Origin of the sequence: Klebsiella sp. CN_Kp091 (assembly GCF_040065095.1) — a bacterium.
GTDB lineage: Bacteria > Pseudomonadota > Gammaproteobacteria > Enterobacterales > Enterobacteriaceae > Klebsiella > Klebsiella aerogenes.
Window position 1 is genome coordinate 57807 of record NZ_JBEAIO010000012.1, and the last position, 26132, is coordinate 83938.

Sequence of the window (26132 nt, forward strand, 5' to 3'; positions counted from 1 at the left end):
CTATGCTGGTAGCTGTTGAGAATCGCCGCGATGGCGCATAATAGAACGTTATTGATTGCATCAGGCTCTGGGCCGAGGGGTTAGAAGGATGAAACCATTTCGTTTAGCGGCGCTTTCGTTGGCGCTCCTTACCGCACTATCATTAAGCGGCTGCGATAACAGCGGTGAGCCGCAGGCCGTGTCGGCGGCCGATAAAGGCGCTACCGATAGCGCGAAAAAGCCGGATAGCGCGCAGCTGGCTACGTTAAAAGAAAAAAGCCAGGGCAAGGCTTTGACGTTGCTCGACGCTTCTGAAGTGCAGCTAGATGGCGCAGCGACGCTGGTGCTGACCTTCTCCATTCCGCTCAAACCGGATCAGGATTTTTCCCGCAGCGTCCATCTGGTCGATAAGAAAAGCGGCAAGGTTGACGGCGCGTGGGAGCTGGCGCCGAATCTCAAAGAGCTGCGTCTGCGCCACCTCGAGCCAAAGCGTGAATTGATCGTCACCGTTGACCCAACGCTCATTGCCCTCAATGACGCCACCCTCGGCAGCCCTTTTGAAAAAACCATCGCCACTCGCGATATCGCGCCGAGCGTCGGTTTCGCCAGCCGCGGTTCGCTGCTGCCGGGGAAAGTGGTCGCCGGGCTGCCGGTGATGGCGCTGAACGTCGACAATGTCGACGTCAATTTCTTCCGTATTAAGCCGGAATCACTCTCAGCCTTCGTCAGTCAGTGGGAATACCGTAACTCGTTAAGCAATTGGGAATCTGACGAACTGTTGAAGATGGCCGATCTGGTTTACAGCGGACGCTTCGATCTCAACCCGGCGCGGAATACCCGTGAAAAGCTGCTGCTGCCGCTTACCGACATCAAGCCGCTCCAGCAGCCGGGCGTCTATGTGGCGGTGATGAACCCGGCGGGTCATTATAGCTACCTTAACGCGGCAACGCTGTTCACCCTCAGCGATATCGGCGTCTCGGCGCATCGCTACCACAACCGGCTTGATGTCTTTACCCAGAGCCTCGAAAACGGCGCCGCGCAAACGGGTATTGAAGTGCAGTTGCTAAACGCCAAAGGGCAGACGCTGGCGCAGGCGAAAAGCGATAGCCAGGGCCATGTTACTCTGCAAACCGATAAAGAAGCGGCGCTGTTGCTGGCGCGAAAAGACGGGCAGACTACGCTGCTTGACCTTAAACTGCCGGCGCTGGATCTGGCGGAGTTCTCCATCGCTGGCGCCCCTGGCTTCAGCAAACAGTTCTTTATGTTTGGCCCGCGCGACCTCTATCGCCCGGGAGAAACGGTTATCCTTAACGCGCTGTTGCGCGACGGCGATGGTAAACCGCTGGCGGAGCAGCCGGTGAAACTGGAAGTGGTGCAGCCGGATGGCCAGGTGATTCGCTCTGTGATGAGCAAACCGGTCAATGGCCTGTATCAGTTTACTTATCCGCTCGACAGCGGCGCGGCCACCGGTATGTGGCACATTCGCGCCAGCACCGGCGATAATCAACCCCGCGAGTGGGATTTCCACGTCGAAGACTTTATGCCCGAGCGCATGGCGCTGAATCTGACGCCGCAGTCCGCGCCTATCGCCCCTGATGCCGATGTCGCCTTTAGCGTCAATGGCGCTTATCTCTACGGCGCGCCAGCCAGCGGCAATCAGCTGCAGGGCAAACTATTCCTGCGCCCGCTGCGCGATGCCGTCGCTGCGCTGCCGGGCTTCCAGTTCGGCGATATCGCGGAAGAAAACCTCTCCCGTAGCCTCGATGAAGTTCAGCTGACGCTGGATGAAAAAGGCCATGGCGAAGTGACCACCGCGAGCCAGTGGCAGGATAGCCACTCGCCGCTGCAGGTGGTGTTGCAGGCCAGCCTGCTGGAGTCAGGCGGCCGTCCGGTGACCCGCACCGTACAGCAGCCAATCTGGCCTGCCGAGGCGTTGCCGGGGATCCGCCCGCAATTTACGCTGAAGGACGTTTACGACTACCGCACCGATACCATGGTGAAACAGCCGGTGGTCGATGAAAACAGTAACGCCGCTTTTGACATCGTCTATGCCGATGCCAAAGGCGAGAAAAAAGCGGTCTCCGGTCTGCAGGTGCGGTTGATCCGCGAGCGGCGCGACTACTACTGGAACTGGTCCGATAGCGAAGGCTGGCAGTCGCAGTTTGATCAAAAAGATCTGCAGGAGGGCGAAACGTCGCTGGATCTGCAGGCCGGGCAGACTGGTAAAGTGAGTTTCCCGGTGGAGTGGGGCTCGTATCGCCTGGAGGTGAAAGGGCCGGACGACGTTGTCAGCAGTGTGCGCTTTTGGGCGGGCTATAGCTGGCAGGATAACAGCGAAGGCGCCGGCGCGGCGCGTCCTGACCGCGTAACGATGAAGCTCGATAAACCAGGCTATAAACCGGGTGACACCATCAAGCTGCATATTGCCGCCCCGGCGGCGGGTAAAGGTTACGCGATGGTGGAATCCAGCGAAGGGCCGCTGTGGTGGCAGGAAATTGACGTCCCGGCGGAGGGGATGGATCTGTCTATTCCGGTTGATAAAGCCTGGAATCGACACGATCTCTACCTCAGCACGCTGGTGGTTCGCCCCGGCGATAAATCGCGCTCGGCGACGCCGAAACGCGCGGTCGGCTTGCTGCATCTGCCGCTGGGCGATGAAAACCGCCGTCTGTCTCTGGCGCTGGAGGCTCCGGATAAAATGCGCCCGAACCAGCCGCTGACGGTGAAAGTGAAGGCCAGCGTGAAAGAGGGCGAGGTACCGAAACAGGTTAACGTTCTGCTCTCGGCGGTGGATAGCGGGGTGCTGAATATTACCGATTATGCCACGCCGGATCCATGGAACGCCTTCTTTGGCCAGAAGCGTTACGGCGCGGATATTTATGACATCTACGGCCAGGTGATCGAAGGGCAGGGACGCTTAGCCAGTCTGCGTTTCGGCGGCGATGGCGACGAGTTAAAACGTGGCGGCAAACCGCCGGTTAATCACGTGACGATCGTCGCCCAGCAGGCGCAGCCGGTAGTGTTGAATGACCAGGGCGAAGGCACGGTGACGTTGCCCATCGGCGATTTTAACGGCGAGCTGCGGGTGATGGCCCAGGCGTGGACGGCAGATGACTTCGGTAGCAGCGAAGATAAAGTGGTGGTTGCCGCCCCGGTTATCGCGGAACTGAATACCCCGCGTTTCCTTGCCAGCGGCGACGCCACGCGTCTGGCGCTGGATCTCAGCAATCTGACCGACAAACCGCAAACCCTGCAGGTGCATCTTACCGCCAGCGGGTTGGTCACGTTGACCGATGGCCAACTGCCGCCGGTACAGCTGGCCCCGGGCGCGCGCAGCACGCTGTTTATACCGGTGACCGCGTTAGCGGGATTCGGCGATGGTCAGGTCAATGCCACCATCAGCGGCCTGAACCTGCCGGGCGAAACCTTCGCACCGTTGCAAAAACAGTGGAAAATCGGCGTGCGTCCGGCGTTCCCGGCGCAGACCGTCAATAGCGGCGCGGTGCTACAACCTGGCGAAAGCTGGCTGGCGCCGGCGGCGCAGAGTCAGGGGTTCGCCCCGCAAACGCTGCAGGGCCAACTGCTGCTCAGCGGTAAACCGCCGTTGAATCTCGCCCGCTATATTCGCGAGCTGAAAGCCTATCCTTACGGCTGCCTTGAGCAGACCGCCAGCGGCCTGTTCCCTTCTTTATACACCAGCGCGGCGCAGCTAAAAGCGCTGGGCATCAGCGGCGATAGCGATGAAAAACGCCGCGCGGCGGTCGATGTAGGTATCTCGCGCCTGCTGCAGATGCAGCTGGAAAACGGCGGCTTTGCGCTATGGGATAAAGAGGGCCCGGAAGAGTACTGGTTGACCGCCTACGCCATGGACTTCCTCGTCCGCGCGGGCGAGCAGGGCTATAGCGTGCCGGTCAACGCCCTTAATAAAGGCAACGAGCGCCTGCTGCGCTATCTGCAGGAACCGGGGTTGATGACCGTGCGCTACAGCGACGATGCCCAGGCCAGCCGCTTTGCCGCTCAGGCATACGCCGCGCTGGTGCTGGCGCGTCAGCAAAAAGCGCCGCTCGGCGCTTTGCGTGAAATCTGGAGCCGTCACGAACAGGCGCGCTCCGGATTGCCGCTACTGCAACTCGGTATTGCGCTGAAAACCATGGGCGATGCGCCGCGCGGCGCTGAGGCTATGAAGCTGGCGGTTGCCACGCCGCGCCAGGATGAGAATCGTTGGCTGGGCGATTACGGCAGCCAACTTCGCGATGATGCGCTGAAGCTGGCGCTGCTGGAAGAGAACAAGCTGCTGCCGGAGGTGCAAAACCAGCTGTTGAGCAGCTTGTCGGAAGAGGCCTTCGGTCAGCGCTGGCTGTCGACGCAGGAAACCAACGCGCTGTTCCTTGCCGGGCGTACGCTTGCCGATCTGCCGGGCAACTGGCAGGCGCAAACCTCGCTGCAGGCGGAGCCGCTTGCCAGCGACAAAGCGCAAACCCGCAATCTCGACGGCGATCGGCTGGCGTCGCTGCAGGTGACGAATACCGGCAATCAGCCGTTGTGGCTGCGCCTCGATAGCAGCGGTTATCCGCAAAGCGCGCCGCAGTCGGGAGGCAACGTGTTGGGGATTGAACGCGCTATTTTCGATACCCACGGACAGCAGAAATCGCTGACCTCGCTGCGCAGCGGCGAACTGGTGCTGGTCAAGCTGGAGGTGACCGCCAAACGTAACGTTCCTGACGCGCTGGTGGTCGATCTGCTGCCGGCAGGACTTGAGCTGGAAAACCAGAACCTGGCCAATAGCAGCGCCAGCCTGCAGGAGAATGGCGAAGCGGTACAAAACCTGCTTAACCAGATGCAGCAGGCGGATATTCAGCATCTCGAGTTCCGCGATGACCGCTTTGTCGCCGCCGTCGCCATTAATGAAGGTCAGCCGGTGACGCTGGTCTATCTGGCGCGGGCGGTGACGCCGGGCACCTATCAGGTTCCGCAACCGCAGGTGGAATCGATGTATGTACCGCAGTGGCGGGCGACCGGAACGGCCAGCGGCCCGCTTACCGTTACGCCGTAAATGCGCGCATTACCTCGCATAAAACGCCGCAGGCGCTGGCTGGCGGCGTTTATTTTTCTAGTGTGGCTGGCGCTATTGGCGGCCGATCGTCTGTGGCCGCTGCCGCTGCATGAAGTCACCCCAGCCCGCGTGGTGGTAGCGGAAGACGGCACGCCGCTCTGGCGCTTTGCCGATGCGCAGGGCGTCTGGCGTTATCCGGTCACCATCGCCGACATTTCGCCGCGCTATCTGCAGGCGCTCATTCAGTATGAAGACCGCTGGTTCTGGAAACATCCGGGGGTCAATCCCTTCGCGGTGCTGCGCGCCGCCTGGCAGGATCTCACTTCCGGGCGGGTGGTTTCTGGCGGCAGCACGCTCACCATGCAGGTGGCGCGTCTGCTCGACCCTCATCCACGCACCTTCGGCGGCAAGCTACGCCAGCTATGGCGGGCGCTGCAGCTGGAGTGGCATCTGTCAAAAAGCGAAATTCTTACCCTGTATCTGAACCGCGCGCCGTTTGGCGGCACCCTGCAGGGGATCGGCGCGGCCAGTTGGGCTTATCTTGGTAAACCGCCCGCTCAGCTTAGCTACGGCGAGGCGGCGCTACTGGCCGTGCTGCCGCAAGCGCCGAGCCGTTTACGCCCGGACCGCTGGCCGCAGCGGGCCCAGGCCGCTCGCGATAAGGTACTGGGGCGGATGCTCAGCCAGGGCGTCTGGCCGCAACGGGCGGTACAGGAAGCGATCGAAGAGCCGGTGTGGCTTTTCCCGCGGCAGATGCCACAGCTGGCGCCGCTGTTTGCGCGCCGGGCGCTGGCGACAAGCGGTGATGAAAAGGTGACGACAACCCTCGATGTCGGGCTCCAGCGGCAGCTTGAAGATCTGGCGATGAACTGGAAATCACGTCTGCCGCCGCGCAGCTCTCTGGCGATTGTTGTCGTCGATCATACTGATATGAAAGTCCGCGGCTGGGTGGGATCGGCGGATATCCGCGATGATAGCCGCTTTGGCCACATTGATATGGTCTCGGCGGTGCGCTCGCCGGGTTCGGTGCTGAAACCCTTTATCTACGCGATGGCGATGGATGACGGGCTGATTCACCCGGCATCGCTATTACAGGATGTGCCGCGGCGCTTTAGCGATTATCGCCCCGGTAATTTCGACAGCGGGTTTCATGGCCCGGTGAGCGCCAGCGAGGCTCTGGTACGTTCATTGAATCTGCCAGCGGTGCAGGTGCTCGAGGCCTATGGACCCAAACGCTTTGCGGCTAATTTACGCAATGCCGACCTTCCCTTGATGTTGCCCGCCGGCGCTGAACCGAATCTGTCGCTGATCCTCGGCGGCGCTGGAGCGAGGCTGGAAGATATTGTCGCGGCGTACGGCGCTTTCGCCCGTCATGGCAAAGCGGCGCGGCTGCGCATGAAACCCGACGACCCGCTGGTGGAAAGGGCGCTAATGTCGCCAGGCGCGGCGTGGATCACCCGGCGGATATTGGCAGGCGAAGCCCAGCCGTTACCCGATGCGTCGCTGCCGCAAGCGGTGCCGCTGGCGTGGAAAACCGGTACCAGCTACGGCTATCGCGATGCGTGGGCGGTAGGCCTCAACGCGCGTTATTTGATTGGCATCTGGACCGGACGGCCAGATGGTACGCCGGTGGTGGGGCAGTTTGGTTTTGCCAGCGCTGTGCCGCTGTTAAACCAGGTCAATAATATGCTGCTGGCGCGTCCGTTAATGAGCCGTGGCGGGCTGCCGGTCGACCCGCGTCCACAGTCGGTCAGCCGCGGCACTATCTGCTGGCCCGGTGGGCAGGATCTGCCGGTTGGCGATAGCAACTGCCGCCGGCGCTTAGCCAGCTGGCTACTGGATGCCAGCCAGCCGCCGACGCTGCTGCTGCCGGGTCAGGAGGGCGTGCGCGGTATCCGCTTCCCGGTATGGCGCAACGCAGCAGGAGAAAGGGTCGCCGCGGATTGTCCGGGCGCGACAGAAACTTCTGTTGATGTCTGGCCGCTGCCGCTGGAACCCTGGCTGCCGGTTAGCGAGCGCCGCCGCGCGCGGCTGGGCATGGCATCGAGGACGTGTCCGCCGCTGCAAACTCAGGATGCCGCGCCGCTGGTGCTTTCCGGCATTCGCGAAGGGGCGGTGATAAAACGGCTCCCGGGCGAGGCGCGGGTGATGTTACCCGTGCAAACGAGCGGTGGAGAAGGGCGGCGCTGGTGGTTTATTAACGGCGAACCGTTAGAGGCGACAGGCGCAAGAACGACAATTACGCTAGATAAACCCGGCGAGTGGCAACTGGTGGTAATGGATGAGGCAGGGCAAACGGCAGCCGCCAGTTTTACCTTACAATAAACAGGGTAAATCTGTTGTTGGCGGTTTGTGTTGCTAATACTCATCTTATTTTAACAAAATGTTACCTTCATCCGTAGGCATCGCCGACGTTGCTCATTATAATGCGCGCCAGGCCATACGATCGTATGTGCAACAACAGAACATTTAATTAGAGGTAATCATGGCTATTGAACGTACTTTTTCCATCATCAAACCAAACGCGGTGGCAAAAAACGTTATTGGCAGCATCTTTTCTCGCTTTGAAGCTGCAGGGTTCAAAATCGTCGGCACCAAAATGCTGCATCTGACCGTTGAGCAGGCTCGCGGCTTCTACGCTGAGCACGAAGGCCGTCCGTTCTTCGACGGTCTGGTTGAGTTCATGACCTCCGGTCCGATCGTGGTTTCCGTACTGGAAGGCGAAAACGCGGTACAGCGTCACCGTGACCTGCTGGGCGCCACCAACCCGGACAACGCCCTGGCTGGTACCCTGCGCGCTGACTACGCTGACAGCTTCACCGAGAACGGCACCCACGGTTCCGACTCTGTAGAGTCTGCGGCTCGCGAAATCGCATTCTTCTTTGCTGAAGGCGAGGTTTGCCCGCGTACTCGCTAATCCTCGTCGTCTTTTCGACCGTCGCGGCGTTGGCTGCGCGCGTTCACCCCGGTCACATAGTTATCTATGCTCCCGGGGATTCACTAGCTTGCCGCCTTGCGACAATCGAAAAGCCTTAGAGGATTAAGTACGCAGCAACAGATTTTTTCATCATTGACTGCGTGTAGGCATGGCTTCTATGCGTCAGAATTTGTAGAATATAGCGCCCCCGGACGAGCAGTCGCTCTCCGGGGCGTTTCTTTTTCAACCCACCTGGGGCCATAACGTGTAATAACGAGGCCGGAAAAATTATGTCTGAACAAATTGTCACACCTGATACCGCCGCTCTGACGGTGCCGAATAAAGATGCCAAAATCAACCTGCTGGATTTAAACCGTCAGCAGATGCGCGAGTTTTTCAAAAACATGGGCGAGAAGCCTTTCCGCGCCGATCAGGTGATGAAATGGATGTATCACTACTGCTGCGATGACTTTGATGAAATGACCGACATCAACAAAGTCCTGCGCGGCAAACTGAAGGAAGTCGCCGAGATCCGCGCCCCGGAAGTCGTTGAAGAGCAGCGCTCCAGCGATGGCACCATCAAATGGGCGATTGCCGTTGGCGATCAGCGCGTTGAAACGGTCTACATCCCGGAAGAAGACCGCGCTACGCTGTGCGTCTCTTCACAGGTTGGCTGTGCGCTGGAATGTAAATTCTGCTCCACTGCTCAGCAAGGCTTCAACCGTAACCTGCGCGTTTCCGAAATTATCGGCCAGGTCTGGCGCGCGGCGAAAATCGTCGGCGCGGTGAAGACTACCGGCGTGCGTCCAATTACCAACGTGGTAATGATGGGAATGGGCGAGCCGCTGCTGAACCTCAACAACGTCGTTCCGGCGATGGAAATCATGTTGGATGATTTCGGTTTTGGTCTCTCCAAACGCCGCGTGACCTTGTCCACTTCCGGCGTGGTGCCGGCGCTGGATAAACTCGGCGATATGATCGACGTTGCGCTGGCGATTTCTCTGCACGCGCCGAACGATACCATCCGCGACGAAATTGTACCGATTAACAAAAAGTACAATATTGAGACCTTCCTGAACTCGGTGCGCGGCTATATTTCGAAGTCCAACGCCAACCAGGGCCGAGTGACCATCGAGTACGTCATGCTGGATCACGTCAACGACGGTACCGAGCACGCCCACGAACTGGCGGCGCTGTTGAAAGATACGCCGTGCAAGATCAACCTGATCCCATGGAACCCGTTCCCGGGCGCGCCGTATGGCCGTAGTTCTAACAGCCGTATCGATCGTTTCTCCAAAGTGCTGATGGAATATGGTTTCACCACCATCGTGCGTAAAACCCGCGGCGACGATATCGATGCTGCCTGCGGCCAGCTGGCGGGCGATGTTATCGACCGCACCAAACGTACGCTGCGTAAGCGTATGCAGGGCGAAGCGATCGACGTTAAAGCCGTCTGATAAGTTATGCAGCGCACAGCTTTCGCTGCGCGCTGCATAAATATGTCGAATTGCCAGGCGAAATACGCTGATTCGGTTAATAATTACGGTGCGTTTTTGTCGACTTTGAGGCAGTATGTAGCGGTACAACAACCGCTTAGCATTCAATATTGATAAGTCTCTGTGATAGTCGCCCGGACAGCCTTATACTGTCGGTTGACGTTGAGCAGTGTCTCGCGGCGCAGGCTCTTTCCCGCGCTGAACTTTAAATTTCACGTACCAGTAGTTGTAGCGAATGAATACTGAAGCCACTCAAGACCATCAAGAAGCAAACTCTACGGGCGCGCGCCTGCGTAACGCCCGCGAACAACTCGGACTCAGCCAGCAAGCGGTGGCTGAACGCTTATGCCTGAAGGTTTCCACGGTTCGTGATATTGAAGAAGATAAGGCGCCAGCCGATCTCGCTTCGACCTTCCTGCGCGGCTATATCCGTTCCTACGCTCGCCTCGTACATATTCCGGAAGAAGAACTGCTGCCGATGATGGCGAAGCAAGCGCCAATTCGCGCCGCCAAAGTGGCGCCGATGCAGAGCTTCTCGCTGGGTAAACGTCGTAAAAAACGCGACGGTTGGCTGATGAGCTTTACCTGGCTGATTTTGTTTGTGGTTATCGGCCTGAGCGGCGCATGGTGGTGGCAAGACCACAAAGCGCAGCAGGAAGAGATCACCAGCATGGCCGATCAATCCGCCAGCGACCTGAACGGCAGTCAGTCAATTCCGCTGGATACCAGCTCGGCGAATAACGCGCCGGATACGACGGCAGCCAATACCAATAGCGCGCCGGTCGATACCTCCACCGCACCTGCGCCAAGCGCACCAGCGGCTACCTCCGCGCCGGTGGATAACAACGCCGTGGTCGCCCCTTCGCAGGCTAACGTCGATACCGCCGCCGCCGCGCCGGCTGCGCCAGCCCCGACCTCCGCGTTGCCGACCGATCAGGCGAATGCCGCAGCGGCGGCTTCCGCTCAGGATCTGGTAATGAACTTTAGCGCCGATTGCTGGCTGGAAGTGAGCGATGCGACCGGTAAAAAACTGTTCAGCGGCCTGCAGCGTAAAGGCGGGAACCTGAACTTGAGCGGTCAGGCGCCATATAAGCTGAAAATCGGCGCCCCGGCTGCGGTACAAATCCAGTATCTGGGCAAACCAGTCGATTTGAGTCGTTTTATCAGAACTAACCAGGTTGCGCGTCTGACCCTTAATGCCGAACAATCACCGGCGCAGTAACAGACGGGTAACGCGGGAGATTTTTCATGCATAACCAGGCTCCGATTCAACGTAGAAAGTCCAAACGCATTTACGTTGGTAATGTGCCGATTGGCGATGGGGCACCCATCGCCGTACAGTCGATGACCAATACTCGCACCACCGATGTGGCCGCGACGGTAAATCAAATCAAAGCGCTGGAGCGCGTGGGCGCGGACATCGTCCGCGTTTCCGTCCCGACGATGGACGCGGCGGAAGCTTTCAAGCTCATCAAACAGCAGGTCAATGTCCCGCTGGTCGCCGATATTCACTTTGACTACCGAATCGCGCTGAAAGTCGCGGAATACGGCGTTGATTGCCTGCGCATCAACCCTGGCAACATTGGTAACGAAGAGCGTATCCGCATGGTTGTGGACTGCGCGCGCGACAAAAACATTCCTATCCGCATCGGCGTCAACGCCGGTTCGCTGGAAAAAGATCTGCAGGAAAAATACGGCGAGCCGACGCCGCAGGCGCTGTTAGAGTCCGCCATGCGTCACGTCGATCATCTCGATCGTTTGAACTTCGATCGGTTCAAAGTTAGCGTAAAAGCCTCTGATGTCTTCCTCGCCGTTGAATCCTATCGCCTGTTGGCGAAGCAGATCGATCAGCCGCTGCATCTCGGGATCACCGAAGCCGGCGGCGCGCGTAGCGGCGCGGTGAAATCCGCGATCGGTTTAGGTTTGCTGCTGTCTGAAGGGATCGGCGATACCCTGCGCGTGTCGCTGGCCGCCGACCCGGTGGAAGAGATCAAAGTCGGTTTCGATATCCTCAAGTCGCTACGCATCCGCTCTCGCGGTATTAACTTCATCGCTTGCCCGACCTGCTCGCGTCAGGAATTTGACGTCATTGGTACGGTGAACGCGCTGGAGCAGCGTCTGGAAGATATCATCACTCCGATGGATGTTTCGATCATCGGTTGCGTGGTTAACGGCCCAGGCGAAGCGCTGGTTTCCACCCTCGGCGTCACCGGCGGCAACAAGAAAAGCGGCCTGTACGAAGACGGCGTGCGCAAAGACCGACTGGACAATAACGACATGATCGACCAGCTGGAAGCGCGTATCCGCGCGAAAGCTACCATGCTGGATGAAGCGCGTCGTATTGAAGTTCAGCAGGTTGAAGCAAAATAACGTGTTGGGAAGCAATACGCTTCCCGTGTATGATTGAACCTGCGGGCGCAAGGCGCCGGGGTTCATTTTTATATATAAAGAGAATAAACGTGGCAAAGAACATTCAAGCCATCCGTGGCATGAACGATTATCTGCCGGGCGAAACCGCTCTCTGGCAGCGCATTGAAGGCTCACTGAAGCAGGTGCTCGGTAGCTACGGCTACAGCGAAATTCGTTTGCCGATTGTAGAGCAGACCCCGTTATTCAAACGCGCGATCGGCGAAGTGACCGACGTGGTTGAAAAAGAGATGTATACCTTCGAAGACCGCAATGGCGATAGCTTGACGCTGCGTCCGGAAGGAACGGCGGGCTGCGTACGTGCCGGCATCGAACATGGTCTGCTGTACAATCAAGAACAGCGTCTGTGGTACGTGGGGCCGATGTTCCGCCACGAACGTCCGCAGAAAGGGCGCTACCGTCAGTTCCATCAGATTGGCGCGGAAGTCTTTGGCCTGCAGGGCCCGGACATCGACGCCGAGCTTATCATGTTGACCGCGCGCTGGTGGCGCGAGCTGGGCATTTCCGATCACGTCAGCCTTGAGCTGAACTCCATCGGTTCGCTGGAGGCGCGTGCCGCCTATCGCGACGCGCTGGTAGCCTATCTGGAACAATTCAAAGATAAGCTGGATGAAGACTGCAAACGCCGCATGTATACCAACCCGCTGCGCGTGCTGGACTCCAAAAATCCGGAAGTGCAGGCGCTGCTGAACGATGCGCCGGCGCTGGGCGATTATCTGGACGACGAGTCCAAAGAACACTTCGCCGGTCTGTGCGCGCTGCTCGACGCGGCCGGAATTCGCTATACCGTCAACCAGCGTCTGGTGCGCGGGCTCGACTATTACAATCGCACCGTATTTGAGTGGGTCACCACCAGCCTCGGTTCGCAGGGCACCGTCTGCGCCGGCGGCCGTTACGACGGTCTGGTTGAGCAGCTTGGCGGTCGCGCAACGCCTGGCGTTGGCTTTGCGATGGGCCTGGAACGTCTTGTTTTACTGGTTCAGGCAGTCAATCCGGAATTTAAAGCCGATCCTGTTGTCGATATATACCTGGTAGCCTCCGGTACCGATACTCAGTCCGCAGCAATGCGTCTGGCTGAGCAGGTTCGCGATGCGCTGCCCGGCGTTAAGCTGATGACTAACCACGGCGGCGGTAACTTTAAGAAGCAGTTCGCCCGCGCTGACAAGTGGGGCGCGCGCGTCGCGCTGGTGGTCGGTGAGTCAGAAATTGCTGACGGAAACGTGGTAGTGAAGGATTTACGCTCAGGTGAGCAAACTACCGTAACGCAGGATAGCGTTGCCGCGCATTTGCGCACACTTCTGGGTTAATTTCCCGGAAACTATTAGTCAGGAGAAGGACTGCGTGGAAACTTTCAACAACGAAAACGAGCAGGTCGACGCCCTCAAGCGTTTCTTTGCCGAGAACGGTAAAGCGCTGGCCGTCGGGGTGATTTTAGGGATCGGCGCGCTGGTTGGCTGGCGCTACTGGACTTCCCATCAGCTGGATTCGGCCCGGGATTCCTCTTTGGCCTATGAGAATGCCATTTCCGCGCTGAAGTCAGGTTCGCCTGAAACGCTGACCGCGGCGGAGAAATTCGCCGCCGACAGTAAAAACACCTATGGCGCGTTCGCATCGCTGGAGCTCGCGCAGCGTCTGGTCGATAAAAACGATCTGCAGGGCGCGGAGAAGCAGCTGCAACAAGGGCTGGCTGCCGCCTCTGATGATAACCTGAAATCAGTTATCAATATGCGTCTGGCGCGCGTACAGCTGCAGCTCAAGCAGCCGGATGCGGCGCTGAAAACCCTGGAAGGCATTAAAGGCGAAGGCTGGACCGCTATCGTCGCCGATTTGCGTGGTGAAATTCTGCTGAGCAAAGGCGACAAGCAGGGCGCCCGCGCGGCCTGGGAAGCAGGCGTGAAAAGCGATGCATCGCCAGCGCTCAGCGAAATGATGCGTATGAAAATAAATAATTTGTCCATCTGAGAGGGACTCGATGCAATTGCGTAAATTACTTTTGCCAGGGCTGCTTTCCGTCACCTTACTGAGCGGTTGCTCGCTGTTTAACAGCGAAGAAGATGTGGTGAAAATGTCACCGCTGCCGACGGTGGAAAATCAGTTTACGCCGTCCACGTCCTGGAGCACTTCAGTTGGCGATGGTATCGGTGATTTCTATTCCAACCTGCACCCGGCGTTTGCCGACGGCGTTGTGTATGCGGCTGACCGTAAAGGCACCGTGAAAGCGCTGCACGCTGAAGACGGTAAAGAAGTCTGGTCAGTGAACCTGGCGGAAAAAGACGGCTGGTTCTCGCGCGCTCCGGCGCTGCTCTCCGGCGGGCTGACCGTTTCCGGCGGCCACGTTTATGTTGGTACTGAAAAGGCGCAGCTGTTCGCGCTGAATACCAGTGACGGTACCGTCGCGTGGCAGAGCCGTGTTGCGGGTGAAGCGATTTCTCGTCCGGTCGTTAGCGATGGCATGGTACTGGTGCATACCAGTAACGGTCAGCTGCAGGCGCTGAACGAAACCGACGGCGCGGTGAAATGGACCGTGAACCTGGACATGCCTGCGCTCTCCCTGCGCGGTGAATCCGCTCCGGCTACCGCCTATGGCGCGGCGATTGTCGGCGGCGACAACGGTCGTGTCAGCGCCGTGCTGATGCAACAGGGGCAGATGATTTGGCAGCAGCGTATTTCTACGGCCACCGGCCCGACTGAAATCGACCGTCTGAACGATGTTGACACCACGCCGGTTATCGTTAATGGCGTTGTTTATACGTTGGCTTATAATGGCAACCTGACCGCGCTGGATCTGCGCAGCGGCCAGATTATCTGGAAACGTGAACTGGGTTCAGTGAACGATTTCATCGTTGACGGCAACCGTATCTATCTGGTCGATCAGAATGACCGCCTGCTGGCGCTGACCACCGATGGCGGCGTAACGCTGTGGACCCAGAGCGACCTGCTGCACCGTTTGCTGACCGCTCCGGCGCTGTATAACGGCAGCCTGGTGGTAGGCGACAGCGAAGGTTACATGCACTGGATTAATCCGGAAGACGGCCACTTTGTGGCGCAGCAGAAAGTCGATAGCTCCGGTTTCCTGACCGACCCGGTTATCGCCGACGGTCGCCTGCTTATCCAGGCCAAAGACGGTACGCTGTATTCGATCACGCGTTAACTCGCGCGGTAGTATCGCTTTAATAAACGGCTCCTGACAGACAGGGGCCGTTTTGACTTTTTAAAAAACCTCGTAAAATGAGGTTGTATTGCAATTTGTATGAGGCATTTAACATGATACCTGTGGTCGCGCTTGTCGGGCGCCCTAACGTTGGAAAATCCACGCTCTTCAACCGCTTAACGCGCACTCGTGACGCGTTGGTCGCGGATTTCCCGGGGCTGACTCGCGACCGTAAGTACGGTCGTGCTGAAGTGGAAGGCCGCGAATTCATCTGTATCGATACCGGTGGTATCGACGGTACGGAAGAAGGCGTGGAAACCCGGATGGCGGAACAGTCTCTGCTGGCGATTGAAGAGGCCGACGTGGTGCTGTTTATGGTTGATGCGCGCGCGGGCCTGATGCCGGCGGATTCCGCGATCGCCAAACATCTGCGTTCTCGCGAAAAACCGACATTCCTGGTGGCGAACAAAACCGACGGCATCGACGTCGATCAGGCGATGGCCGACTTCTGGTCGCTGGGGCTGGGCGATATTTATCCGATTGCCGCTTCGCATGGTCGCGGCGTTACCAGTCTGCTGGAACACGTACTGCTGCCGTGGGTAGATGAGGTTAATCCTCAGGAAGAAGTGGATGAAGACGCCGCCTACTGGGCGCAGTTTGAAGCCGAGCAAAACGGCGAAGAAGTTGAAGAGCCGGAAGACGACTTCAACCCGCAAGATCTCCCGATTAAGCTTGCGATCGTCGGTCGTCCAAATGTCGGTAAGTCAACGCTGACTAACCGTATTCTCGGCGAAGACCGCGTGGTGGTTTACGATATGCCGGGTACAACCCGCGACAGTATCTACATCCCGATGCAGCGCGATGAACGCGAATATGTGCTTATCGATACCGCCGGCGTGCGTAAGCGCGGCAAAATTACCGACGTCGTGGAGAAATTCTCGGTCATCAAGACGCTGCAGGCGATTGAAGACGCCAACGTGGTGATGCTGGTCATTGATGCCCGTGAAGGCATCTCCGATCAGGATCTGTCGCTGCTGGGCTTTATTCTTAACAGCGGTCGTTCCCTGGTTATCGTGGTTAACAAATGGGATGGCCTGAGCCAGGAAGTGAGAGAGCAGGTGAAAGAGACCCTCGACTTCCGTCTGGGCTTCATCGACTTCGCCCGCGTGCACTTTATCTCCGCTCTGCACGGCAGCGGCGTTGGCAACCTGTTCGAATCGGTGCGCGAAGCTTACGACAGCGCCACCCGTCGCGTGGGTACCGCCATGCTGACCCGCATTATGACCATGGCGGCAGAAGACCATCAGCCGCCGCTGGTACGCGGTCGCCGCGTGAAGCTGAAGTATGCGCACGCCGGTGGTTATAACCCGCCGATCGTGGTGATTCACGGCAACCAGGTGAAAGACCTGCCGGATTCCTACAAGCGTTACCTGATGAACTACTTCCGTAAATCCCTGGATGTCATGGGAACGCCGATCCGCATTCAGTTCAAGGAAGGGGAGAACCCGTTTGCCAATAAACGTAATACCCTGACGCCGAACCAGATGCGTAAGCGTAAACGCTTGATTAAGCATATCAAGAAAAGCAAATAATGCAGAAACCCGCCGCCGGCGGGTTTTTTTATCTACCCTATTCAACGCTTCGCCGGGTCAGCAACGCTGACGTATGACGTGATAAACTCATGCTATTCATTATGAGAAGGAGACGCCATGGAACTCAATTGCCCCATTTGTCATGCCCGTTTGGAAGCACAAGGCAACAGCGCGCATTGCGCGCACTGTGAGAAAGATTTTGCTTTAGAGGCGCGCTGCCCGGACTGCCATCAGCCGCTGGAGGTGCTGAAGGCGTGCGGCGCGGTGGATTATTTCTGCCAGCACGGCCACGGGCTGATCTCGAAAAAGCGCGTCGAATTTGTGCCTGTCTAATCGCTAACGCAGCCTTCACCATTACGCCAGAGTTCAACCAGCGCCTGCGGCGCGCGCTCTTCCGGGATGAGAATGATCAGGCTGTGATAGTGCTGGGCGCTGATTATCTGAATGCGGAAAAAACGCTGGTCGCCGCTACCCGGAGAATCCGGCTGCCCCGGCGGCTTGCCCAGCGGCAACGACTGCTGAAGTATTGCGGCGATGCGCTGTTTTTGTTGCTCGTTAAGCTGCGCCACGACAATCTTACGCATGCCGCTCAGCGTCGGGATCCAGGCGACGCCACCTTCGCGCGCCAGTTCAATAATTGCGTCATCGCTGAGGTCGGCCTCGTTCATGATGTGACTCCAACGCCCTCCCAGGCCTGGCGAATCGCCTCGGCGACCGTTTTACCAAAACGTTTTTCGCCATGTTGAATCGTCAGTCTGGCAAAGGCTGAAAAATCGGCGTCTTTGGCCAGTGACTTATCACAAACCGCGTCGTACCAGGCATATCCCGCTTTTTCCCATGCAAAACCACCCAGCGCGCTGGCGGCGAGATAGAAAGCATGATTAGGAATGCCGGAGTTAATATGCACGCCGCCGTTATCCTGCTGGGTATGCACAAAATCTTTCATATGGGCGGGTTGCGGGTCTTTACCAAGAATGGGGTCATCATAGGCGGTTCCGGGATGCGACATCGATCGCAGTCCTTGGCCGTGAATACCTTTCGCAAGTAGCCCCTCGCCAATTATCCAGTCTGCTTTATCTGCCGTTTGCTGGCGCTGATATTGTTTGACCAGTGAACCAAAAACATCGGAAAGCGATTCATTGAGCGCGCCGGATTGTTCGAAATAGATAAGCCCGGCTTCGCTCTCCGTAACGCCATGGCTTAACTCGTGCGCCACCACATCAATCGCAATAGTAAAGCGATTAAAGATTTCACCATCACCGTCGCCAAACACCATTTGCTGCCCGTTCCAGAAAGCGTTTTGATATTCGTGACCATAGTGGACGCTGCCGGTCAGCTTCAATCCGCGGTTGTCCAGCGAATCACGATGATAGCTTGTCCAGAAAAACTCATGGGTGATGCCGAGATAGTCGTAGGCCTCATCCACGGCGACATCGCCGTTGGAAGGCTGTCCTTCAAAGCGCACCTGGAATCCTGGAAGTTCCTGAGTCTGCCTGGCATCGTAAATGTCGCGCTCAAGCTGGCCTGGCGTGGCGACATGGGCGGCGGCGGGGCGGCCCGGCACGTGCGTCATCAGGGTTTGTACATGGCTCAGCGTTTGCTGCGCGCAGCGCTGCTGCTGAACGGAACCATGATCGACAATGCGGCGTAAAATGTAGGGTGGAATCACGAAACGAGGACAAGTATCTGGCATATCACGCTCCCTGGCCGGATGAACGGTTTTAAAAGGGCATGACAGCAGTATAGTTATCCCCGCATGATACGGGGGATAATCAGACTTTTTTGCGGGCGCGCGTTTTTTTCACTGGAGTGATGGTTGTCACTTCGCTCTCGACCCAACCATCTTCCAGCCGGGTAGTCACGACATCGCCAGCCTGCACCTGTTTGATTTTTTTCAGCACTTTGCCGTCACCGGCTGAGGTGACGCTATAGCCGCGAGCCAGCGTCGCCAGCGGACTGACGGCTTCCAGATGCGTCACGGTATTGCCGAAACGCTCGCGCTGCTCGCTCAGTCGGGCGCGAATATTTTCCGCCAGACGATACTCCAGTTGCTGAATACGCGACTGCGCGCGATGGATGCGCGGCTGCGGGTTTTGCTGATTCAACCGCTGCGCGGCGCGCTGCTGACGCTGGTCGGCACGTTTGAGCTGGCTTTCCAGCGCAAAGCGCATCCGCTGCCGCAGGCGTTCCAGCTCGGTTTGCTGACGCGCTAAGCGCAGCTGAGGATGTTGCTGCTGTAAGCGGTGAAACAACTGCGTAAAGCGGCGCTGGCGGTTGGCGAGGAAATAATCCATCGCCATCTCCAGGCGCTGCTGGCCTGACTGTAGCTGACGCAACAGTTCCTGCTGATTGCGGCTGACGATCTCTGCCGCCGCAGAGGGCGTCGGCGCCCGTAGGTCGGCGACGAAATCGGCGATGGTGACGTCGGTTTCATGGCCGACGGCGCTCACTACCGGAATGCGGCTGGCGAATATTGCCCGCGCCACCCGTTCGTCGTTAAAGCTCCATAAATCTTCCAGCGAACCGCCGCCGCGCCCGACGATCAGTACATCGCATTCCTGCCGCTGGTTGGCTACTGCTATCGCGCGCACGATTTGCCCCGGCGCATCATCGCCTTGCACCGCCGTCGGGTAGATAATCACCGGCAGCGAGGGATCGCGGCGTTTCAAAACATGTAAAATATCATGCAGCGCGGCGCCGGTTTTGGAGGTGATGACGCCGACGCAGTGCGCGGGAGAGGGGAGCGCCTGCTTGTGGCTTTGATCGAATAACCCTTCCGCCGTCAGGAGCGCCTTGAGCTGCTCATATTTCTGCTGCAGCAGGCCTTCACCGGCGGGTTGCATGCTTTCGACGATGATCTGGTAGTCGCCGCGCGGCTCGTAAAGGGTAATGTTGGCGCGAACCAGCACCTGCTGGCCATGCTGCGGGCGAAACGTGACGCGGCGGTTGCTGTTGCGAAACATCGCGCAGCGCACTTGTGCGTTATCGTCTTTTAAGGTGAAGTACCAGTGGCCGGAAGAGGGCTGGCTGAAGTTAGAGATTTCGCCGCTTATCCAGACCTGGCCCATTTCGCGTTCCAGCAGTAAGCGAACCGTCTGATTCAGGCGGCTGACCGTAAATATTGCAGGGGATTGAGATGGCAACATGTGAGCAAGATCAAATTCTAAATCAGCAGGTTATTCAGTCGATAGTAACGCGCTGAGAGGGGATCGCAAGTATTATTTGCAAAAAAGGGTGGATGCAATCGGTTACGCTCTGTATAATGCCACGGCAATATTTATCCACCCTGGTCGAGATATTGCCCATGCTACGTATCGCTAAAGAAGCTCTGACGTTTGACGACGTCCTCCTTGTTCCCGCTCATTCTACCGTTCTGCCGAATACCGCCGATCTCAGCACGCAGCTGACGAAAACTATTCGTCTGAATATTCCTATGCTCTCCGCGGCGATGGATACCGTAACTGAAGCGCGCCTGGCGATTGCCCTGGCCCAGGAAGGCGGCATCGGCTTTATTCATAAAAACATGTCCATCGAGCGCCAGGCTGAAGAAGTCCGTCGCGTGAAGAAACATGAATCCGGCGTGGTAAGCGATCCACAGACCGTTCTGCCGACTACCACCCTGCGCGAAGTGAAAGAACTGACCGAACGTAACGGTTTCGCCGGTTATCCGGTAGTGACCGAAGACAACGAACTGGTCGGCATTATCACCGGCCGCGACGTGCGTTTTGTTACCGACCTGAATCAGCCGGTCAGCGTTTATATGACGCCGAAAGAGCGCCTGGTCACCGTGCGTGAAGGCGAAAGCCGTGAAGTGGTCTTCGCGAAAATGCACGAAAAACGCGTAGAAAAAGCGCTGGTAGTGGATGATAGCTTCCATCTGCGCGGCATGATCACCGTAAAAGATTTCCAGAAAGCGGAACGTAAACCGAATGCGTGTAAAGACGAGCACGGTCGTCTGCGCGTTGGCGCGGCTGTTGGCGCTGGCGCCGGTAACGAAGAGCGCGTTGACGCGCTGGTTGCCGCAGGCGTTGACGTTCTGCTGATCGACTCCTCTCACGGTCACTCCGAAGGTGTTCTGCAGCGTATTCGCGAAACGCGCGCTAAATATCCTGACCTGCAAATCATCGGCGGCAACGTGGCGACCGGCGCGGGCGCTCGTGCCCTGGCGGAAGCGGGCGTCAGCGCGGTGAAAGTGGGTATTGGCCCTGGCTCCATCTGTACTACCCGTATCGTTACCGGCGTAGGCGTTCCGCAGATCACCGCTGTTTCTGACGCGGTTGAAGCGCTGGAAGGCACCGGTATTCCGGTTATCGCCGATGGCGGTATCCGCTTCTCCGGCGATATCGCAAAAGCGATTGCCGCAGGCGCCGCCGCGGTGATGGTTGGCTCCATGCTGGCCGGTACCGAAGAATCCCCGGGTGAAATCGAGCTCTATCAGGGCCGTTCTTATAAATCCTACCGCGGTATGGGTTCCCTGGGCGCGATGTCCAAAGGTTCCTCCGACCGTTACTTCCAGAGCGATAACGCCGCTGACAAACTGGTGCCGGAAGGTATCGAAGGCCGCGTTGCCTATAAAGGCCGCCTGAAAGAGATCATTCACCAGCAGATGGGCGGCCTGCGCTCCTGTATGGGTCTGACCGGTTGTGGTACTATTGACGCACTGCGTACCAAAGCAGAGTTCGTGCGCATCAGCGGCGCGGGCATCCAGGAGAGCCACGTTCACGACGTGACGATCACCAAGGAATCCCCGAACTACCGCATGGGCTCCTGATTTTCATCGCCCGGCTACGCGCCGGGCGATTTTTATTCAATCATCGCTACTTCTCTGGAATTAACGTCAATGACGGATAACATTCATAAACATCGCATTCTTATCCTGGACTTCGGTTCTCAGTACACCCAGCTGGTTGCGCGTCGCGTACGTGAATTAGGGGTCTATTGCGAACTCTGGGCTTGGGACGTGACCGAAGCTCAAATCCGCGAGTTCAATCCGAACGGTATTATTCTTTCCGGCGGCCCGGAAAGCACCACTGAAGACAACAGCCCGCGCGCGCCGCAGTACGTCTTCGAAGCCGGCGTACCGGTATTCGGCGTATGCTACGGCATGCAGACCATGGCCATGCAGCTGGGCGGCCACGTTGAAGCTTCCAACGAGCGCGAGTTCGGTTACGCGCAGGTGGAAGTGCAGACCGACAGCGCGCTGATCAAGGGCATCGAAGATGCGCTGAGCGCTGACGGTAAGCCGCTGCTGGACGTGTGGATGAGCCATGGTGATAAAGTCACCGCTATCCCTTCCGACTTTGTGACCGTCGCCAGCACTGAAAGCTGCCCGTTCGCCATCATGGCGAATGAAGAAAAACGCTTCTACGGCGTACAGTTCCACCCGGAAGTCACCCACACCCGTCAGGGGCTGCGTATGCTGGAGCGCTTCGTGCGCGATATCTGCCAGTGTGAAGCGCTGTGGACGCCGGCGAAGATCATCGACGACGCAGTTGAGCGTATTCGTCAGCAGGTAGGTGAAGATAAAGTCATCCTCGGCCTGTCCGGCGGCGTTGACTCTTCCGTTACCGCGATGCTGCTGCACCGCGCCATCGGCAAAAACCTGACCTGCGTATTCGTGGATAACGGCCTGCTGCGCCTGAACGAAGCCGAGCAGGTTATGGATATGTTCGGCGACCGTTTCGGCCTGAACATCGTGCACGTTGCGGCGGAAGACCGCTTCCTGACCGCGCTGAAGGGCGAAAACGATCCGGAAGCGAAGCGTAAAATCATTGGCCGCGTCTTCGTTGAAGTGTTCGACGAAGAAGCGCTGAAGCTGGAAGACGTGAAATGGCTGGCGCAGGGCACTATCTACCCTGACGTGATCGAATCTGCCGCTTCCGCGACCGGTAAAGCGCACGTCATCAAGTCTCACCACAACGTGGGCGGGCTGCCGAAAGAGATGAAGATGGGCCTCGTTGAACCGCTGAAAGAGCTGTTCAAAGACGAAGTGCGTAAGATTGGTCTGGAGCTGGGCCTGCCGTACGACATGCTGTTCCGTCACCCGTTCCCGGGGCCGGGCCTTGGCGTTCGCGTACTCGGCGAAGTGAAGAAAGAGTACTGCGACCTGCTGCGTCGCGCGGACGCTATCTTCATTGAAGAACTGCGCAAAGCCGACCTGTATGACAAAGTGAGCCAGGCATTTACCGTGTTCCTGCCGGTTCGCTCCGTCGGCGTGATGGGCGATGGCCGTAAATACGACTGGGTCGTCTCCCTGCGTGCGGTAGAAACCATCGACTTTATGACCGCGCACTGGGCGCACCTGCCGTATGATTTCCTTGGCCGCGTCTCCAACCGCATCATCAACGAAGTTAACGGTATTTCCCGCGTGGTGTATGACATCAGCGGTAAGCCGCCAGCGACTATTGAGTGGGAATGATTTCGCGTCTGGCAACAGCCTGCACGTAAAAGCAGTAAAGTACCTCTAAGCCCGCGTAACTGCGGGCTTTTTTTTGTGTGTCTGGCACTTTCTGGCAGCTTTTAGCAACGGGAAGCACTGTTTTTTCAATGGAATTTTTGATGGTACTCTCTGATTTAGAATTCAGGTTTGAAAAAGTACCATGTGATAAATTTCGGTTGGGTTATCGCAGATATTCTTACACAGTTTGAGAGCACCGTAGGCCAGTTCCCCTTGGGCTGCCAGATTTGCCCAGAATTGCTGAAAATTGGCTGCGCCAAATACCGGGAGTTTAATCACGCTGAAGGCTACCGGGTTTTGTATTCCGTAGACGGTACGTTAGTGACCGCGCATGCGATCCTGGCACATCGTCAGGACGTCCAGCAGCTGCTGTTTAAGCGTCTGATCGTGGCCTGATAGCCCTAAATGTGTGTGTTTTACAGAGGGTTTTTCATACCCTCTCTTCATTTTGTCCCTGATTTATCCGCACAACCTGCCGCCGCTGCAGCCAGCCGATTCTCAGCGCCAGCCCCAGTACGACCAGCGATAATAGACCCGAAATAGCAAGGCTCCTTTCTATTCCCAGATGTTGATTTAGCCAGGCATAGGCAAATGGCGAGACGGCGGCCAGCAGTTGCGCTGGGATCAGCAGCCGTCCGGTACGCCGCGCGTAATCTTCCGCCGCGAATAGCTGCAACGGTAATGTTGCCTTAAATACCGTTGTCAGGCCGTTAATTGCCCCATAGGCGAAAACAAAACCGCCAACGGTCCAGCTTAGCGAGGTGGCGTTGAGGCCCAGTAAAAAGCAGAGCGGCAATAGCGCTGTGGTCAACAGCGTTAGCCGGAGTGGGGTGAGTCGCGCTCCTGAAATCACCTCAAGAAAGCGGGCGCCGGTCTGTCCGATGCCCCATAGTACGCCTATTGTTACCGGCAGACCGTAGCTGGCGATAAACTCAGGCAGATGGGTGGATGTGCCGTTAGAAATAAAGGTGACCAAAGCGATAAGCGAGGCGTACAGCAGGCCTGTGCGCTGGTCGCGACGGGAAAGCGGCACTTTCTCCTGATGAGCGCTCCGGTCGGGCAAGCGTTGATTAGGCATCCGCCACAGCAGTAGTGCGCTAAACAGGCCAAACAGGCTGTAGATTACCAGCGCTCCACGCCATCCCATTAGCGCGAGCAGCGCGGTGCCCAGCGGCCAGAATATCGCTGAGGCCAGTCCTCCAGCCAGGGTCACCCGTGAAATAGTCATTCTCGCGCGTTGACCATACAGGTTAACCAGCGCGGCGAACAGCGCATCGTATAGCGCCAGCCGCATACCGACACCGGCCAGTAGCCATGCGACGTACCAGAAGATCAGGCAGTCTGCCTGCGACATAGCCAGGCAGCTTGCCGCGATGGTTAATGAACCGATGAACACCACCCGCTGACCGCCAAACCAGGCCAACAGGCGGGCGATAAAAGGCGAGATCGCCGCCATCATCAGCATGGCGAAGGTCAAACCGAGATAGATCTCCGTTCCGCCCCAGCCAGTATCACTAGCAATAGCGCCGGCAAAGGTACCGGGCATATAAAAAACGATCCCCCAGTTGATGAGCTGGTTGCCGCCGGCTGCGAGAGTAAGGGAAAGAGGCGCGGTGGCAGGCAAGGTTGACGTTTTCATTGAATTCCAAAGCGTTATGCAGTTGTCGGCAGCATATCGCGCGCGCTATTGTGCAGGCAGTCCCTGGGGCTTATAGCCTGCATAAGAGAAACTTTGTGATGACGATGCTGAATTTGGTAAATCTGACGACCTTTCGGCTGGTGGCGCAGCGCGGCAGTTTTTCCGCCGCCGCTGATGTACTGGGAATATCGCAGCCGGCGGTAAGCCTGCAGGTTCGCCAGCTTGAGCAGTTCCTGAAGACGCGGTTGGTTGAGCGTACCGGCCGAGGGATCAAAGCCACTGCCGCCGGATTGGCGCTACTGGCCCATAGTGAAATTATTGAGCAGGCGGTGAATACGGCGGTGCAGTCGGTGGCTGAGTTTAACCATGAAGTGCACGGCACGATGAGCTTCGGTACCGGGGCGACGGCCTGTATTCATTTGCTGCCGCCGCTATTGCGCCATCTACGCGAGAAGCATCCGCTGTTAACGGTTGGCGTCACGACCGGTAATACGCTTGACATTGTACGTGCGGTGGAAGAGAGCCGGCTTGATCTGGGATTGGTGACCTTACCTGCCAGCGGCCGCAGCCTGGCGGTAACGCCAGTGCTGGAGGAAGAGTTTGTATTTATTACTGCCAACGATGATGAACCGCTAGTGGGGCAAGTGACGCCTTCACTGCTACAGGCACTTTCGCTAATAGCATTTGAAGCCGGCAGCGGGACCCGTGGGCTAATCGATGGCTGGTTTCGCGCTGCCGGGGTAAACTCGGCGCCGGTGATGCAACTCGGTAGCATTGAGGCTATCAAGCGTATGGTGCGTGCCGGTCTGGGATACAGTATCGTACCGAAGATGGCGGTGGCGGATGAAGATGACCGCACCGGAATACGTATACAGTCGCTATCGCCGCGGCTCTATCGCCAACTGGGCGTGGTGATGCGTCAGGATAAAGTTATCAACAAAGGGATAGCGGAGATGCTGCGTCTGCTGCAACAACTAAAAATTTTGCCGTAGGCGTTATTCCTGGGCTGGAGTCGTTGGCGTCGCCGGAGCGTCAATGGTGATGGTCGATTGCTGCGACTCTTGTTTGTCCTGATGATGGTACCAGGCACCGATAGAGGAGTAGACAAAGCGTCCAAAGAAGAAGAGAAAACTGATAAGTAGTACGATACGGGTCATGCGACGGTTAAATCGATGTCGTTTACGCATACTGGGTGCCTGACTCACAAAAGGTTCCTTGAAGTATACCCGAAGACGGGCGATGGGGGTATTAAGTCATAGTATAGCGGTGGGGTCAATTGTCGGCGGTGTAAAAATCGTAGTGCTAAAACATTACTTAATGTTATATAAGATGAACATCGTATTTACACAGATTTTGGTTGTTGCACGAGGTCGCAAAAAAATAAGTTTTATTAATATTAGCTAAATAGTTTATTGATTTGC

The 26132-nt window shown here is 57.5% G+C and carries 19 protein-coding genes and 1 pseudogene; 15 read left to right on the plus strand and 5 right to left on the minus strand.

The genetic code is table 11. The features are described 5' to 3' along the window. Positions 1-88: 88 nt before the first annotated feature. The 11 genes from ABLV17_RS11760 to ABLV17_RS11810 all read left to right on the plus strand — a co-directional run bounded on the left by ABLV17_RS11760 (position 89) and on the right by ABLV17_RS11810 (position 16948). Positions 89-5032 (plus strand): alpha-2-macroglobulin, encoded by a 4944-nt coding sequence (locus ABLV17_RS11760; protein WP_348854284.1) that lies wholly within the window; start codon positions 89-91, stop codon positions 5030-5032. Further along, positions 5033-7357 (plus strand): peptidoglycan glycosyltransferase PbpC, encoded by a 2325-nt coding sequence (gene pbpC, locus ABLV17_RS11765; protein WP_348854285.1) that lies wholly within the window; start codon positions 5033-5035, stop codon positions 7355-7357. A gap of 160 nt (positions 7358-7517) precedes the next feature. Continuing rightward, complete coding sequence (gene ndk / locus ABLV17_RS11770; RefSeq protein ID WP_004866348.1) at positions 7518-7949, plus strand: nucleoside-diphosphate kinase; 432 nt, start codon at positions 7518-7520, stop codon at positions 7947-7949. A 290-nt stretch (positions 7950-8239) separates the two neighbouring features. Continuing rightward, the gene (locus tag ABLV17_RS11775; protein WP_015370322.1) at positions 8240-9406 is read left to right on the plus strand and encodes a bifunctional tRNA (adenosine(37)-C2)-methyltransferase TrmG/ribosomal RNA large subunit methyltransferase RlmN; all 1167 of its coding nucleotides are present in this window, start codon (positions 8240-8242) and stop codon (positions 9404-9406) included. 274 nt (positions 9407-9680) lie between these two features. Continuing rightward, positions 9681-10667, plus strand: a complete 987-nt coding sequence (rodZ, locus tag ABLV17_RS11780; protein ID WP_348854286.1) for a cytoskeleton protein RodZ — start codon at positions 9681-9683, stop codon at positions 10665-10667. A 26-nt stretch (positions 10668-10693) separates the two neighbouring features. Beyond that, positions 10694-11815 carry a flavodoxin-dependent (E)-4-hydroxy-3-methylbut-2-enyl-diphosphate synthase gene (gene ispG / locus ABLV17_RS11785; RefSeq protein WP_087858408.1) on the plus strand — a complete coding sequence of 374 codons (1122 nt, stop codon included), beginning with the start codon at positions 10694-10696 and terminating at the stop codon, positions 11813-11815. 89 nt (positions 11816-11904) lie between these two features. Beyond that, complete coding sequence (gene hisS, locus ABLV17_RS11790; RefSeq protein ID WP_015703166.1) at positions 11905-13179, plus strand: histidine--tRNA ligase; 1275 nt, start codon at positions 11905-11907, stop codon at positions 13177-13179. A gap of 34 nt (positions 13180-13213) precedes the next feature. Further along, positions 13214-13834, plus strand: coding sequence for a YfgM family protein (locus tag ABLV17_RS11795; protein ID WP_045377550.1), 621 nt, complete (start codon positions 13214-13216; stop codon positions 13832-13834). Between the two features lie 10 nt (positions 13835-13844). Then, positions 13845-15023 (plus strand): outer membrane protein assembly factor BamB, encoded by a 1179-nt coding sequence (gene bamB, locus ABLV17_RS11800; protein ID WP_045392712.1) that lies wholly within the window; start codon positions 13845-13847, stop codon positions 15021-15023. Positions 15024-15136: 113 nt separating this feature from the next. Continuing rightward, positions 15137-16615: a ribosome biogenesis GTPase Der gene (gene der / locus ABLV17_RS11805; RefSeq protein WP_015370328.1), complete on the plus strand. Its 1479-nt coding sequence runs from the start codon at positions 15137-15139 to the stop codon at positions 16613-16615. A gap of 117 nt (positions 16616-16732) precedes the next feature. Next, positions 16733-16948, plus strand: a complete 216-nt coding sequence (locus ABLV17_RS11810) for a zinc ribbon domain-containing protein (protein WP_087858409.1) — start codon at positions 16733-16735, stop codon at positions 16946-16948. Here the strand turns inward: ABLV17_RS11810 and ABLV17_RS11815 are convergent. From ABLV17_RS11815 to xseA, 3 genes are all read right to left on the minus strand, one after another. After that, positions 16945-17283 carry a protealysin inhibitor emfourin gene (locus ABLV17_RS11815; RefSeq protein WP_045386960.1) on the minus strand — a complete coding sequence of 113 codons (339 nt, stop codon included), beginning with the start codon at positions 17281-17283 and terminating at the stop codon, positions 16945-16947. The genes ABLV17_RS11810 and ABLV17_RS11815 overlap by 4 nt on opposite strands. Beyond that, positions 17280-18308 (minus strand): M4 family metallopeptidase, encoded by a 1029-nt coding sequence (locus ABLV17_RS11820; protein WP_308958506.1) that lies wholly within the window; start codon positions 18306-18308, stop codon positions 17280-17282. The genes ABLV17_RS11815 and ABLV17_RS11820 overlap by 4 nt, the downstream gene beginning before the upstream one ends. Before the next feature lie 79 nt (positions 18309-18387). Beyond that, complete coding sequence (gene xseA / locus ABLV17_RS11825; RefSeq protein WP_213317542.1) at positions 18388-19761, minus strand: exodeoxyribonuclease VII large subunit; 1374 nt, start codon at positions 19759-19761, stop codon at positions 18388-18390. Between the two features lie 158 nt (positions 19762-19919). Between xseA and guaB the strand changes: the two genes are divergently transcribed. From guaB to ABLV17_RS11840, 3 genes and pseudogenes are all read left to right on the plus strand, one after another. Continuing rightward, positions 19920-21386 carry an IMP dehydrogenase gene (gene guaB, locus ABLV17_RS11830; RefSeq protein WP_015370334.1) on the plus strand — a complete coding sequence of 489 codons (1467 nt, stop codon included), beginning with the start codon at positions 19920-19922 and terminating at the stop codon, positions 21384-21386. A 69-nt stretch (positions 21387-21455) separates the two neighbouring features. Beyond that, a complete protein-coding gene (gene guaA, locus ABLV17_RS11835; RefSeq protein ID WP_015703162.1) occupies positions 21456-23033 on the plus strand; it encodes a glutamine-hydrolyzing GMP synthase in 1578 nt (525 codons plus the stop codon). Positions 23034-23234: 201 nt separating this feature from the next. Continuing rightward, a pseudogene (locus ABLV17_RS11840) lies at positions 23235-23468 on the plus strand (type II toxin-antitoxin system RelE/ParE family toxin); the annotation flags it as partial. A 34-nt stretch (positions 23469-23502) separates the two neighbouring features. Here the strand turns inward: ABLV17_RS11840 and ABLV17_RS11845 are convergent. After that, the gene (locus ABLV17_RS11845) at positions 23503-24711 is read right to left on the minus strand and encodes an MFS transporter (protein ID WP_348854287.1); all 1209 of its coding nucleotides are present in this window, start codon (positions 24709-24711) and stop codon (positions 23503-23505) included. Positions 24712-24809: 98 nt separating this feature from the next. On the opposite strand from ABLV17_RS11845, the gene ABLV17_RS11850 reads away from it, so the two are divergent. After that, positions 24810-25703, plus strand: coding sequence for a LysR family transcriptional regulator (locus ABLV17_RS11850; protein WP_316424313.1), 894 nt, complete (start codon positions 24810-24812; stop codon positions 25701-25703). A gap of 3 nt (positions 25704-25706) precedes the next feature. Here ABLV17_RS11850 and ABLV17_RS11855 read toward each other — a convergent pair whose 3' ends face one another. After that, positions 25707-25898, minus strand: coding sequence for a YfgG family protein (locus ABLV17_RS11855; protein WP_015370389.1), 192 nt, complete (start codon positions 25896-25898; stop codon positions 25707-25709). Positions 25899-26132 lie beyond the last annotated feature (234 nt).